This window comes from Pseudomonas mandelii (genome assembly GCF_002251635.1).
Classification (GTDB): domain Bacteria; phylum Pseudomonadota; class Gammaproteobacteria; order Pseudomonadales; family Pseudomonadaceae; genus Aquipseudomonas; species Aquipseudomonas mandelii_B.
Map to the genome: position 1 here is coordinate 28,718 of NZ_NMOJ01000095.1, position 13,560 is coordinate 42,277.

At 57.9% G+C, this 13,560-nt stretch carries 10 protein-coding genes; 4 read left to right on the top strand and 6 right to left on the bottom strand.

Translation table 11 applies throughout. From position 1 onward, the window contains the following. Positions 1 to 216: 216 nt before the first annotated feature. A complete protein-coding gene (locus B7L09_RS14330; RefSeq protein WP_094469360.1) occupies positions 217 to 1,344 on the top strand; it encodes a sensor histidine kinase in 1,128 nt (375 codons plus the stop codon). 245 nt (positions 1,345 to 1,589) lie between these two features. Further along, entirely contained in the window at positions 1,590 to 2,528 is a 939-nt protein-coding gene (locus B7L09_RS14335) for an IS110 family transposase (RefSeq protein WP_176457707.1), read from the top strand. A gap of 141 nt (positions 2,529 to 2,669) precedes the next feature. On the opposite strand, the gene B7L09_RS14340 is transcribed toward B7L09_RS14335, so the two are convergent. Beyond that, positions 2,670 to 2,975: a chaperone modulator CbpM gene (locus tag B7L09_RS14340; RefSeq protein ID WP_094469361.1), complete on the bottom strand. Its 306-nt coding sequence runs from the start codon at positions 2,973 to 2,975 to the stop codon at positions 2,670 to 2,672. A 23-nt stretch (positions 2,976 to 2,998) separates the two neighbouring features. Further along, positions 2,999 to 3,946 carry a DnaJ C-terminal domain-containing protein gene (locus B7L09_RS14345; RefSeq protein WP_094469362.1) on the bottom strand — a complete coding sequence of 316 codons (948 nt, stop codon included), beginning with the start codon at positions 3,944 to 3,946 and terminating at the stop codon, positions 2,999 to 3,001. Between the two features lie 296 nt (positions 3,947 to 4,242). Between B7L09_RS14345 and B7L09_RS14350 the strand changes: the two genes are divergently transcribed. Further along, positions 4,243 to 5,517 carry an Hsp70 family protein gene (locus tag B7L09_RS14350; protein ID WP_094469363.1) on the top strand — a complete coding sequence of 425 codons (1,275 nt, stop codon included), beginning with the start codon at positions 4,243 to 4,245 and terminating at the stop codon, positions 5,515 to 5,517. A 58-nt stretch (positions 5,518 to 5,575) separates the two neighbouring features. Here B7L09_RS14350 and B7L09_RS14355 read toward each other — a convergent pair whose 3' ends face one another. From B7L09_RS14355 to B7L09_RS14370, 4 genes are all read right to left on the bottom strand, one after another. After that, the gene (locus B7L09_RS14355; protein ID WP_094469364.1) at positions 5,576 to 6,589 is read right to left on the bottom strand and encodes an AI-2E family transporter; all 1,014 of its coding nucleotides are present in this window, start codon (positions 6,587 to 6,589) and stop codon (positions 5,576 to 5,578) included. Positions 6,590 to 6,826: 237 nt separating this feature from the next. Continuing rightward, positions 6,827 to 7,129 carry a PsiF family protein gene (locus B7L09_RS14360; RefSeq protein WP_094469365.1) on the bottom strand — a complete coding sequence of 101 codons (303 nt, stop codon included), beginning with the start codon at positions 7,127 to 7,129 and terminating at the stop codon, positions 6,827 to 6,829. 98 nt (positions 7,130 to 7,227) lie between these two features. Then, on the bottom strand, positions 7,228 to 11,628 hold the full coding sequence (locus B7L09_RS14365; protein WP_255142021.1) for a dermonecrotic toxin domain-containing protein: 4,401 nt from the start codon (positions 11,626 to 11,628) through the stop codon (positions 7,228 to 7,230). Between the two features lie 148 nt (positions 11,629 to 11,776). After that, the gene (locus B7L09_RS14370) at positions 11,777 to 12,559 is read right to left on the bottom strand and encodes an AraC family transcriptional regulator (protein ID WP_094469367.1); all 783 of its coding nucleotides are present in this window, start codon (positions 12,557 to 12,559) and stop codon (positions 11,777 to 11,779) included. Positions 12,560 to 12,656: 97 nt separating this feature from the next. On the opposite strand from B7L09_RS14370, the gene B7L09_RS14375 reads away from it, so the two are divergent. Then, positions 12,657 to 13,544 carry a DMT family transporter gene (locus B7L09_RS14375; protein WP_094469368.1) on the top strand — a complete coding sequence of 296 codons (888 nt, stop codon included), beginning with the start codon at positions 12,657 to 12,659 and terminating at the stop codon, positions 13,542 to 13,544. Positions 13,545 to 13,560 lie beyond the last annotated feature (16 nt).

Consider the following 13,560-nt stretch of genomic DNA (forward strand, 5'->3'; position numbering starts at 1 on the left):
AATTGAACCACCAGATTATTGAGAGGCGACGAAAACAAAAGATCAAAAAACAGCGCCGAAATCACGAATGCATCAACGTCGCATCTGATTTAAGAATCTAAAAAACAATTAATTACCACCCGCTCCCCGCGCAAAGGAGCGTCCCCGCGTAATGGTAGTTTTTAGCGAGCGTCAAAGGGGCTAAGATGCGCCAGACTTCCCATCAGGAAACCGGACATGCGTCTACCCGACTTCATCAGGCTACACGTGGACCGTATCGTCGATGAATGGGAGCAGTTCGCCAGCACCATTACCCCGGCGGCCGAGCACATGGACAGGGTCGCCCTGCGCGATCACGCCAAGGCCATTTTGCTGGCCGCCGCGCGTGACATGACCACCGCGCAAACCACCCGCGAACAGATGGCCAAGGCCAAGGGCGAAGGCCCGGAAAAAACCCCGAGCCTCGACGAAGCCGGCGCCAGCCATGGCGAACTGCGGCATACCGTGGGGTTTGATCTGGTGCAAATGACGTCGGAGTTCCGCCATTTGCGTGCGTGCGTCATCCGTATGTGGGTCGACAGCCTGGCGTCACCGGACCTGGCCTATTTCCAGGACATGATCCGTTTCAACGAAGCCATTGACGAGGCACTCGCCGAATCCACCGCGGCCTACGCCGAGCAGGTCAATCATTCGCGGGATATCTTTCTGGCGATCCTGGGGCATGACCTGCGGGCACCCTTGCAAGCGGTGAGCATGTCCACCGAATTGCTGATGCGCAAAACCACACTTGAAGGCGATGCCCTGGCCTGCGCGGTCAACATCAAGCACGGCGCGCGGCACATGGCGGCGATGGTCAGCGATTTGCTGGAGCTGGTGCGCAGTCGCCTGGGTAAAAGCCTGCCGATCGAACCGGCGCCCATGGACCTGGCCGATGCCGCCCATGCGGCGATTGCCCAAGCCTGCGCCGGTAACCCGGAGTGCGATCCGACGGTCCACGTAAAGGGTGATACCCGAGGTGCCTGGGATGCCGGACGAGTGAGTCAGCTGTTGCAGAACCTGATCGGCAACGCCTTGCAGCATGGGTTGAACAAGCGTGACGTGACGCTGACCCTGACAGGCGAGCCGGACACGGTCCGCCTCACGGTGCATAACTACGGCGCTCCGATCCCCGAGGAAGCGATCGGCACGATTTTCGATCCGCTGGTGCGCAGCGCTGACGAGGAACTTGGCCAACCCTCTACCAGCCTTGGCCTGGGGTTGTTTATTGTCAAGGAAGTGGTCGATGCACACGGCGGGACGATAGAAGTCAGTTCCAGTGAGGCGGATGGCACGATGTTTACGGTGGTGTTGCCGCGCAAGTTCTGACGGCGTGAGACCGCGTCATCGTTCATCGCGGGCAAGCCCGCTCCCACAGTTTTTCTGTGAATGCAGAACGCGTGAACGACAGAGATCCCTGTGGGAGACGCAGTACAGACTGTGGGAGATTTCGCCCCTCCTCCTTTCACCCAAGCGCCGATAAAGAATGCATCTGGCTAGACCGACGATAGGAACAAGCCTGCGCCTCTGAGTGAGCCCTTCAAGTGCTCAAACCTTATCTCGGAGGAAATCCTATGGCAATGCCGGTCTCTCTATCAAAACCGATCGTGGGCGTGGATGTCGCCAAGAATGAACTGGTGATTTATCAGGCTGATAACGATTTGCTTAAAGAGATTCCCAACACTAAAACATCCATCAAGCAGTGGCTGAATACGTTGCCGGGGACGGTGGCTATTGCCATTGAGGCGACCAACATCTATCACCTGGACTTTGCTGATCTGGCCTATGAGGCCGGATGTGCGATTTACATGGTGGGAGGCTATGAACTCAAACATTATCGCGAAGGCGTGAAAATCCGCGCCAAAACCGACGCGCTGGACGCCAAGTTGCTGGCCCGTTACCTGAAGAACGAAGCCGAGGAGTTGCGCCCCTGGACCCCTCCATCACCGCTGTACCGCCAGCTCCTGAGCCTCTTCCGCCGCCGGGCTGCCTTGGTCCAGGCTAGGGTTGGCCTGGTGCAGAGTTGGTCGAATGAGCCGCTGCTGAAAGCGGCTTTTGCAGAACAAGTGAAGTCCATGCAGCAGCTTGAAACGCTGATCGAAAAGACGATCAACGATCAGCTCAAAGAAGCCGGTTTACTCGGTCAACTGAAACGTTGCCTGAAAGTTGAAGGCATTGGATTTTTGACTGGGGCTCGCTTGATAACTGCATTTCAGCGCGGGGATTTTAGAAACGCGGATGCGTTTATCGCCTTCCTGGGCATGGATTTACGGGTGTCTAAATCAGGACAGAAGGACGGTCGCCGCAGTTTGACCAAGCGCGGTGACCCCGAGGCCCGCCGGCTTCTGCACAATGCAGCGATGTCGGCTAGCCGTACGAAAGCCTGGAAAGGGTTTTACGAAGCCCAAAGAGCCCGGGGCTTCAGCACTACTGAGGCGCTGGTGATGCTGGCTCGCAAGCTTGCGCGGGTGGCATTCGCTTTGCTGAAAGGGCAAAGCGAATATCAGTCATGAGACCGCGTCATCGTTCATCGCGGGCAAGCCCGCTCCCACAGTTTTTCTGTGAATGCAGAACGCGTGAACGACAGAGATCCCTGTGGGAGCGAGCTTGCTCGCGAAGAGGCCATATCAGGCAACACAAAAACATCAGGTCAGCTACTCGACCACCAACCGCCCCAACCGCTGCTTGAGCATGCGATTCTCGGCCCGCAGCTGCTGGACCTCTTCAAGCAGGTCCAGCGCCAGGGCGACGCCTTCCCACTCCAGTTCCAGATCGCGCCGCAGCTTGGCGGCGCGCTTGGCCAGTGCCAGCTCATAATCGTTGAAAACCCAATCCTTGGGCTGCTTGCCCTGAGGTTCGAGGATGCCGTGCTCGACGATTTCGATCACGTAGACGTCCGACAGGTCGGTCGCCTCACAGAATTCTGCCATGTCCAGTTGAACGATCAGGGGGTTGCTCATGATGGGCTACTCCGTCTCTTGGATCAGAAATTTTCTCTCGGGTCGAAAGCGGCTTTTTTCGCCAGTTCCTGCCACAGCGCCTTGACCTCATCGCTCGAGGTCTTGGGCATGACCGCCTTCAATTGCACGAACAGGTAGCCACGCTGCCCGGCTTTGTTGAGTAAGCCATGGCCCTTAGCGCGCATACGCTGGCCGTTCTGGCTGCCGGCCGGCACCTTGAGGTTGATCTTGCCGGTGAGNGTAGGCACTGCCACTTCGGCACCCAACGCCAACTCCCAGGGAGCCAGCGGCAAGGTAATGATCAGGTTCTCGCCTTCGACGTCGAATTTCGGGTGCGGCGCAAAGCGAATGATCAGGAACAAGTCGCCATTGGCGCCGCCACCGATGCCTGGAGCGCCCTGGCCCTTGAGGCGGATGCGCTCGCCGTCGGTCACGCCGGCCGGGATTTTCACGTTCAGGCTTTTGCTGGTGTTGCTGACATGCTGGCCGGCAGCGTTGTATTGCGGCACCTGGAAGGTGACCTTCTTCGACTCGTTCGAAAGGGTTTCTTCCAGGAAAATCCCAAGTTCCATTTCCACGTCTTGCCCCCGACGTCCGGCACTGCGACGCGACTCTCCACCGCCAAAACCAGGACCACGGTTGCCGAAGATCGAACTGAAGAAGTCCGAAAAATCGCCCGTGTCCTGACCACCACCAAAACCACCGCCGCCACGACCCTGCCAGCCCGGCGGGCCCTGGAACGGCTGGCCATGCTGGCCGTATTTGCGCAGTTCGTCGTATTCGGCGCGCTTATCGGCGCTTTTCAGCGCCTCATAGGCTTCCGAGGCGTCCTTGAACTTGGCCTCGGCGTCCTTTTCCTTGCTGACATCGGGGTGGTATTTGCGCGCCAGTTTCCGATAAGCCGCCTTGATGGTCTTATCGTCCGCGGTCGGTTCCACACCGAGAATCTTGTAATAGTCTTTGAAGTCCATCGAGGGAATCACCATCCGTTATCGAAATCGCGCCGTCACCGGCAGTCTGCGCGTATTTCCAGTCGCCGGGTTGACCGATCTCAAGTTTGTGACCGGGTAGCGCGTCAGAAGTTTATCGGCAGCGGTGGGCGGTTCTTGCGACCGTCCGATGGCTGCCAGGCTCAATGCAGACAAGTTTGGGGCATCCGGCCATCTTATCAAGGCGTCATTGGTGTATTTAGCGGATAGTCGGCCTTCGAATCTGCGCCGCACTGACATACACTGCGCGGCCGTTTTTTAACCGGAACCCGATAGACATGAAAAACCCATCCCCAGCCCGTGCCTGCGGCATCGACTTTGGCACGTCCAACTCCACCGTCGGCTGGATCCGCCCCGGCGAGGANACGCTTATCGCGCTGGAGGACGACAAGATCACGTTGCCGTCGGTGGTGTTCTTCAACTTCGAGGAGCGCCGCCCGGTGTACGGTCGACTGGCGCTGCACGAATACCTGGAAAACTACGAAGGCCGGCTGATGCGCTCGCTCAAGAGCCTGCTCGGTTCCAAGTTGATCAAGCACGACACCAGCGTGCTCGGCACGGCAATGCCCTTCACCGACCTGCTGGCGCTGTTTATCGGCCAGCTCAAAAGCCGCGCTGAAACCACCGCCGGCCGCGAGTTCGAAGAAGTGGTGCTGGGCCGCCCGGTGTTCTTCGTCGATGACGACCCGATGGCCGACCAGGAAGCTGAAAATACCCTGGTGGATGTAGCCCGCGCCATTGGCTTCAAGGATGTGTCGTTCCAGTACGAACCGATTGCGGCGGCATTCGACTACGAGTCGACCATCGAAAAAGAAGAGCTGGTACTGATCGTCGACATCGGCGGTGGTACGTCCGACTTCTCGCTGGTGCGCCTGTCCCCGGACCGCCGCCACAACGACAACCGCCACGACGACATCCTCGCCACCGGCGGCGTGCACATCGGCGGTACCGACTTCGACAAACAACTCTCGCTGGCCGGCATGATGCCGCTGTTCGGCTACGGCAGCCGCATGAAAAGCGGTGCCTATATGCCGACCAGCCACCACATGAACCTGGCCACCTGGCACACCATCAACTCGGTGTACTCGCAAAAATCCCAGCTGGCCCTGGGCAGCATGCGCTACGACATCGAAGACACCGGCGGCATCGACCGCCTGTTCAAGCTGATCGAACAGCGCGCCGGGCACTGGCTGGCAATGGAAGTGGAAGAAACCAAGATCCAGCTGACCCACGAAGACAGCCGCCATGTGCCGCTGGACCGTATCGAGCCGGGCTTGAGCGTAGAGCTGAGCCGCGCGCTGTTTGAGTCGGCCATCGACAACCTGCTGGAGCGCGTGCGCAACAGCGTGACCCAACTGCTGAACGACGCCAACGTGCGGGTCGATCAGGTCGACACGGTGTTCTTCACGGGCGGTTCGAGCGGGATTCCGGCGCTGCGCAACAGCGTGTCGGCGATGTTGCCGAATGCGCGGCATGTGGAAGGGAACATCTTCGGCAGCATCGGCAGCGGGTTGGCGATCGAGGCGATGAAGCGTTACGGCACGATGGATTGATCCAAGACCGAGGCGCCCCCATCGCGGGCGTCAGATCAGGCGATGCATATCGACCTGATCAAACCATCCCCACCTGCTTCAACTCGCTCTTCAGGTACGCGTAATAAATCGGCCCCGCCACCACCCCCGGCAGGCCGAACGCGGCCTCAAACACCAGCATCGCCAGCAACAATTCCCACGATTTGGCACTGATCTGCCCGCCCACGATGCGCGCGTTGAGGAAGTACTCGACCTTGTGAATCACGATCAAATACCCCAACGCCGCCACTGCCACCCAGATCGACAGCGACAACGCGACGATGGTGATCAGTGTATTGGACATCAGGTTGCCGATTACCGGCAGCAGGCCGAGCAGGAAGGTCAGCACGATCAGGGTTTTGGTCAGCGGCAGGTGAATCCCGCACAACGGCAGCACCACCGCGAGGAAAATCGCCGTGAACATGGTGTTGAGCGCGGCAATCTTGATCTGGGCGAAGACGATGTTGCGAAACGCCTGGACCAGCAGGTGCAGGCGGTCGAACAACGCAGCAGCCAGCGGCTTGCGCTTGGTCACATCCGGGATGCGCTGCAAGGCGATGATCGCCCCGAGCACCATGCCGATCAGCAGCGTGACGAACATGTGGGCGGCGTCTTTGCCGACCAGTTGCAGCTCGCTCAGGTGCTTGCTCAGCCAGTCGCCGATGGCCACGCGAAACTCGGCGGCGCTGGCAGGCAGGTAGGCGTCGAGGAACGGCGGCAGTTGCCCGCGCGCGCGGTCAACCACGTGCATGAACTTGTCGAGGGACGCGCCGGGGTTTTCCGCCTCGTGCAGCAAAAAGCTGATGGCGCCGGCAAAAATCAGGGTCAACACGCTGACCACTAACGTCCCCAACAACGCCACCGCCAGCCANCGCGCGCGCCGGCCTTCGATCAGCCGTTGCAACTGCGGGGTGAGCATATTGACCAGCTCATACACCAGCAAGCCGGCCAGCAGGCTGGGCAGCAGCTTGAGCGGCAGAACCAGCAACAACCCACCGAAAATGATGACGCAACTGACCAGCAATAACACGTGACGCTGAGAAAACGTTGGCATACAGCCTCAAAACGAACGACGTAAAAGGATTGGCAGTCTGCCAGCGTTCGCAGGCCAGCACTAGGGATTGTGTAGGGCGACTTTAGTGGGGCTTTCCGTGTCCTTTCTGGCCTCATCGCGGGCAAGCCCGCTCCCACATTAGTCCTGCGAACACAGGGCAAAATGTGGGAGCGGGCTTGCTCGCGAAGAGGCCGGATCAACCAANGCTCACCGCAAGTAGCCGCCCCAATCAAAGTTTTATTTTTTCTTCAGGCAATCGCTCATGAAAGCTTTACGTGCATCACCTTTCAAAGCCTGGGTGGCAGCGGTGGCGTTGCAGGTTTTCATTTTCTCCTGCTGTGGGGTCAGGGTCTTGGCGTCGTTGGCGGCAGGCGCCGACAGGCAGGTCTTCATGAAGGCTTTGCGCTCGTCGCCCTTGAGGCTTTTCGCGGTAGCGTCAGCGTTGCAGGTGGTCATCTTGTTCTGTTGCGCAGTGGCGGCGAAACCCTGGGCACTAAGCAGCAAACCGATCATCAACAATGGGACACGCAACATCTTCATGGAGTTTTCTCCTTGTTGCCGCACCGAGGGGTGCGGCCTCAATCTGGAGTGTAGACAAGCCCTGTTACACCTTCATCCGCCGATGCAACAGATGGCCCTCAATCAACCACCGGATCCAGAAGATCCTTGAAGGCTTCCCGGTATCGCTGATAGGCATCAACCCGCTTATCAATGACCGATGCGGGCATCCGCTCGAACAAGATCGGCGTGCCCCCTTCGACAGCATAAGTCTGTCCAAGCTCACGTAACGACGTCCATTGAGCGTATGCCGCGCCCTCCTCATAGAGCTTGTTGATTTTTATCTGCCGGAACGTGTTCGCCTCGGAAATCGCAGGTAATGCCGCAGGCCCTGTCGGTGCTTCATTGATAAAGTTGTATTCAGCCACGGCCGGTCCGGGGGCTAGTGTGGTCACTGGCGGCATTTCAAAATCGAAGTGTGCATTGCTGGCCACGTGCGCTGCGGGAAATTCCGGCCAGGAGTCAGCGACGACCAATGCATCGAGATTGCTCAGATCATCCCCTATCACTACATATTGATGGTCAAAAAGGGTGGCCCTGACAATGTGAACACTGGACGTCCGGGGCTGGCTCGCCAGAATCGAAAACGTGACCTTCGAATTCTCCGAACAATTGCCCCCTTTGATCTCGATGGCTTTGCGAGCGGCTTCGGCGGTGGTCAGTTTGGCGGAGAATCCGCCCTCCTCAAGGTCCATCCCTCGCAGGCCTTTGATTTTGGCAATCGCCGAACCGCCGTTTTCCCACATGCTCGGCAACTGATTACCGGACAACGGCAGAAGCTCCTTGGCTCGATAGATCGCTTCCTGCGCCATTTTCAAGTTGGCCATGGTTTGAGCCGACACCTGAATCGGTTCCCCGGGCGTGGCTACGTCTGCGGACAGCAGCTCTCCATATTCACTTAAATCCCTTAGCTCCGGACTTGGCGTTAAACCGTTCTCCCGGACTGAACCTAATAACGCCTGGTAGGCTTTGGCCCGCCCGGTCTGTTCCAGATTGCGCGCATTCAAACCCAGGTTTCGTTCCAGTTCCGAGAGCGGTACCAACCCCTCTACGGTAAACAGGCGCCCGGTCAACGCGTTGAACTGCTCTGGCAGCATCAGCTTCTGCAGATCGGGCAACGCCTCGATGCTTTGAACGATGTCCAGGCCTGGCCCGGCCTCGCCAGTCGCATTGGCGGCGTTCAGGGCCTCGAACAGATCAAAGAGGTAATCCTGTGGAAAGCTGTCGTGAATCAGTTTCAGGCCACGCAGATAATCGAATTGCTTGAACGCTGCAACAGAAGGATGGAACGCTACCGTGACCAGGTCGCTGTATTGCACACCGATGTCTTCCAGAGCTGCACGTTCGCCGCCAGCAGCCGGCGCGCCGCCACGCAGGCGCATCCATTGAGGATCGTAAGTGAGCGGGTCAAGAACCGGCAGACCGTCCAGCACCTTCAGCAACTGATAGGGCTTCAACGCGTTGTCGCGCAGGGCCAGCTTCAGTTTGGGTCCCTGGCCGATATGGATGTTCAGCGCGTTACGCTCGGCATCCGGCAACGCCTGCAAAATAGCGGAAAACAAATCCATGCCCGAATGCAGGGCGTTACCGTCTTCGTCATAAGCGACGAATGTCGAGTCGTGAAGCTCGACGAGCGTGCGGCGAATCCCCGCGTCGTCCTGGCCAATACTGTCGAGCAGGTGACCGTTGTACTCGAACCGCCGGACTTCAATGCGCACATCGGGATTCCAGCCGCGAAGATGCTCAAGGGAGTGCAGCGCCAGTCTGTCCAGGTCAGCACTCTCGACCGAGGCCAGGTAAAAACCTTCATAAGCACGGCTCATGCGCACGTCTCGAAGCGCCCAACGCGCGAGGTTTTCCAGCCTTGCGGGCAACTGTCCGCGCTCAATCGCCTGGACTTCGGAGGACCTGGCGATGGACAGCAACTCGCGGACAACAGTGCCGGGAAGGCCCGGCACTTTGGCCTGGATGGTTTTGGCGCTGTCACTCGTGGCGGCTTCGATACGCCGATAACGCGCGTCGAATAGCGACGTGCGCTTGCTCTTGGCCCGTTTCGCCAACTCGGCCCGCAGATTTTTGGCGTTCATTTCCTGCGTGCTGGGCGCAATACGAAACTCGACGTTCAACAAGGTGTTCAGCTGTGCGTCATCCAGGTGCGATAACAGCCGCTTGACCAGATCAACGTCAGACAGACGATTGCTGTTTATCCGGACACGCGGCCCATCCACGCGACCAATGACCCGAAGCACTTCGCCACGGGCGTCTACCAGTTCAATCGCATTGCCCGGCCACAGACCATCGAGCAACTGAAATTGCATCTCGGGATCGGCGCTCAAGTAATCTTGCGCACGTTCGCTGCCCATCTGCTCGATGAAGGCCTGAATGTCGCGATCGATACGGAACCGGGTCACGGTATCGCTGAGCAAGGGCGACGGCCGCTGATTGTCGGCATACATTCGGCGGATCGCGCTGGCGTCGGTCTGGCTGACCATGCGGATGTCGCCGTAGGATTCGGCCAACTCACCCATGTCTGGCCCGAGTCGCGCCATCAAAGTCGAGTCATCCCAGGTGTGGGGCTGCTCGCCTTCAATCACGAAGGCACCTTCGCCGTTGCTGTCCACCACGGGTTGATAGGCATCGGAGCGGGTCGGATGTTTAACCCGGTGTTTGCTGCTCTGTGGATCTTTCGTCAGTTCGAAGTGCCGGGTGTCCAGCTTGAGAATCGGCTTGCCCTCATGCCGGTGCAGCCAGGTTTCATCAGGCTTTGAATCCGCAGCCAGGGTCAGGTTTTTTTTCTGATAGGGTTCCAGGTCGCGGCTCCATAGGCGTTTGGCGCCGTTGGCAAGCGTGACCGGTGTTGTCGACTCGATGAACGATGACAACCTGGGCAGTACAACCTCCCTGCCGATTTTCATGCCGCCGGCGAAGGCCGCTAACTGGATCACGCTTTCGACAAACCCAATGATGTGCTCGGCCCCCTCCAGATAGAGACCTTCAGCCAGATCCACAAGGCCTTCGACGACCTCGCTGACCAACTGATAAACCATGTAACCCATCATTACCTCGCCCACAAAGGGTATGAAAGGCCCCACCACCATCAACGCAGCATTGAAGATGTCGGAAAGCATTTTTTCCAGGTTGTCGAACCACGCCCAGCGCTCCATTCGATCGGCATCTTGCGTCGAGATCACCATTTCCCGGGCATCGTTCAGGATTTTGTTTTGCTGTTGCTGGTAGAGATAGCGCCAAGGGTCGCCACTAAACAATGTATGGGTGTCGTTCTCGAACCGAACGTGGTCAAAATGCAGGCGCGGATTCTCGATGGGCGTTTCGCGCCACACCGGCTGATCGACGCCCGGGACTTTGTCGTGCTGGGTGATTTCCACCAGCGCGGCGTTGAGTGCTGCGAAGAAGCGCCCCCGTTGTTGATGGTCGACAAAACGGCTGAAGAACTGCTGATAGCTGTTTGTCGAATCCTTTGGGGAGTCACGCAATTGACGAGTGAGCTCACGGGCGAACTCGGCCTTCGAGGCGTACTCTTTCAGTGGATGTTCCGGATCGTGCGGCACATAGGCAATGACTCGCCGGGCGGCGCTGTCGTGGAGATGCAGATCAGGCGCGATCAGCACGATGCCTCTCAACTGTACATCGAGCATTTTCAGCTGATAGTAATGAACGGGAAGACCGTCCATCTTCCACGCTTTAACATCTTTGAGCAGACTTTGTACGGCCAGATAGCCACTTCCCGAGATGTCATTTTTGAGGCTGGCCAGATACAGGGCTGCTTTTAACGCAGCCTTTTGGCTTTTACTGATTTTTTGCTGCACCACAGCACGCGCCAGTCCATCGACCGGGCGCACATAGTCTTCGAGATGCACTTTATATTTAGCACCGATATCCAGACGTCGGCACAGCGTCTTGAATTGATCGATACTCATGTTGTTGCGAATACCGGTGATGTCGAATCGATTCGACTTGTCGGGCCGGGTAATAAACTGCGAATCAGAGGTTAATACTTCTTTATCCGAAAAATTATGCAATGCCGCATCCAGCAGCGAAACAATGCGCGATTCCACGCCGTTATTGAAATTATTGGCCCATGGCGATAAGTGAGGCGGAGAAAACAACTGCAAAAACGTTTCCTTCACATCGACGTCCACACCGTATTGGTCTTTCAACGCCTGACGAAGCAGCGGTTCAGCAAAGGCGTAGACGTCTTGCGCCTCGCTCAACATCCGGTCGACATCGTTCTGCGCGCGCCAGCTTTCCTCCGACGCACGCTGCAGGGCGGCGCGCTGCATCGGTGAAGCGGAGATGATCCATTCTGGAAGAGGGGCTATCGCGCTTTTTAACGCGCTGATCCTATGGGGTGAAGTCTGGCGTATCCATTCGGGGATAGCTTTTTTTATAAGTTCGTGGTGAATGCTTTTTTGTTGTGTAGCGGTTACTGATGTTTCATCGATTCGGGTTGAAGTGGTCACATTGATACTCTGCATAAGTAAGCTGAAGAAGAACGGCTTATGCAACTAGCGTACAACGTTAAACACTTGATCAAATGAAGTGCAATTCCGATTAGCCTGTAAGAAACTTCACCACTTAAACCTTCTAACACAAACTTACTTCCTTACCTCAGACAACCCGTTGCCGCCGATATTGCTCAGGCGTACACCCGGCCTGACGTTGAAACATCGCAATAAATGCCGACCCCGTGCTGTAACCCATGTCAAAGGCAATGTTCTGAACACTGCGTTGACTGTCCAGCGCTTCGATCGCCGCGAGAAAGCGCAAGCGTTGCCGCCACTCGCCGAAACTCATGCCCAGCTCACGGACAAACTGCCGCGCCAAGGTGCGTTCGCTGACGTGGACCTGCGCGGCCCAGTGTGCCAATGGCCGATTGTCCCCGGGTTCGGCTTGCAGGGCTTCAAGTATTACGAGCAGTCCCGAACTGCTGGCGTAAGGCAAATAACACTCTTGGATGGGCACCTGTTGCAACTGGTCCACCAACACCTGCGCCAGACGTTTGTCCGCGTCGTGTTCGGGAATTTTCACGTCACGGGCGGCGAAGTCCTTGAGGATCGCCTTGAGAATGTCGCTGATCGCCAGCGTGCATGCTTGCTGCGGCAACGCGCGGCACAACGCCGGCGCCAGGCAGACCGCACGATAGTTGATCGGTTGATTGCTATAGAAACTGTGCTCGGTCTCAGGCGGCACCCACACGGCGTATTGCGGCGGCGACATGAAACGGCGGCTGCCGATTTCCATGTGCAACACACCGTTGGCCGAATACTCGAGGGTGCCCCACGGGTGACGGTGGGCCGAGGCATATTCGTGGGTGTCGAAATCGGCATAACGGAAATAGACCGGGGACGGCAATTCTGCGAAGTCGAGCAGGTCGATGTGTTTACTGGTCATGCTGTCCGTCATTCGGGGCAGGTTGTCTGGATCGAAGTATAGGCTTGCATCCAGACAAGCGGATAATCGCTCCTCACTAACGTTGATGGTTTTTCTGATGCAATACGCTTATCCCCTGCTGGCCATTTTTATTTGGGCCGGCAATACCGTGATCACCAAGATGTCAGCCGGGGTGATCTACCCCGCGGAAATCGGCTTCTATCGCTGGCTGCTGGCCGGGATTCTGTTCACGCCGTTCATGCTCAAGCCGGTGATTGCCCATTGGCCGATGATTCGCCCGAACCTGGGCAAGATCTTCATCCTCGGCGTGCTCGGCATGGCCGTGTATCANAGCCTGGCGTACTTCGCCGCAACGCTGACTACCGCCACCAACATGGGGATCATCCTGTCGCTGATGCCCTTGATGTCGCTGGCCATGGCCATCGTCAGCCTCGGTCAGCGCCTGACGGCGGGCGCATTGGCCGGCGCGGTGTTGTCGTTCGCCGGGGTGTTGGTGGTGGTGTCGTCCGGCAGCCTGGGCGCGCTGTTGGAGCATGGCGTGAACCTGGGTGACGCGATGATGCTGATCGCCACGCTGGCCTATGCGATCTACAGCACGCTGCTGAAAAAATGGCAGCTGCGCTTGCCGCCGCTGGTGTTGTTGTATTTGCAGGTGCTGGTGGCGGTGGTGGTGCTGTTTCCGCTGTTTGTTGCTTCACCGAAGGTCGGACCGACCTTGCAGAATATTCCGCTGGTGCTTTATGCCTGCTTGCTGGCTTCGATGCTGGCGCCGTTGGCGTGGATGCAAGCCGTGGTGCGTCTGGGACCGAGCCGGACCACGCTGTTCTTCAATTTGCTGCCGTTGATTACGGCGTTGATTGCGGCGGTAGTGCTGCATGAACAGCTGGCGCTGTATCACCTGGTGGGTGGGGTGTTGACGCTGGGTGGGGTGGTGCTTTCGGAGCGTTGGACCACCGTGTTGGCCCGCAAGGTTAGCGTCGCCTGACCNAACGATAACGCGG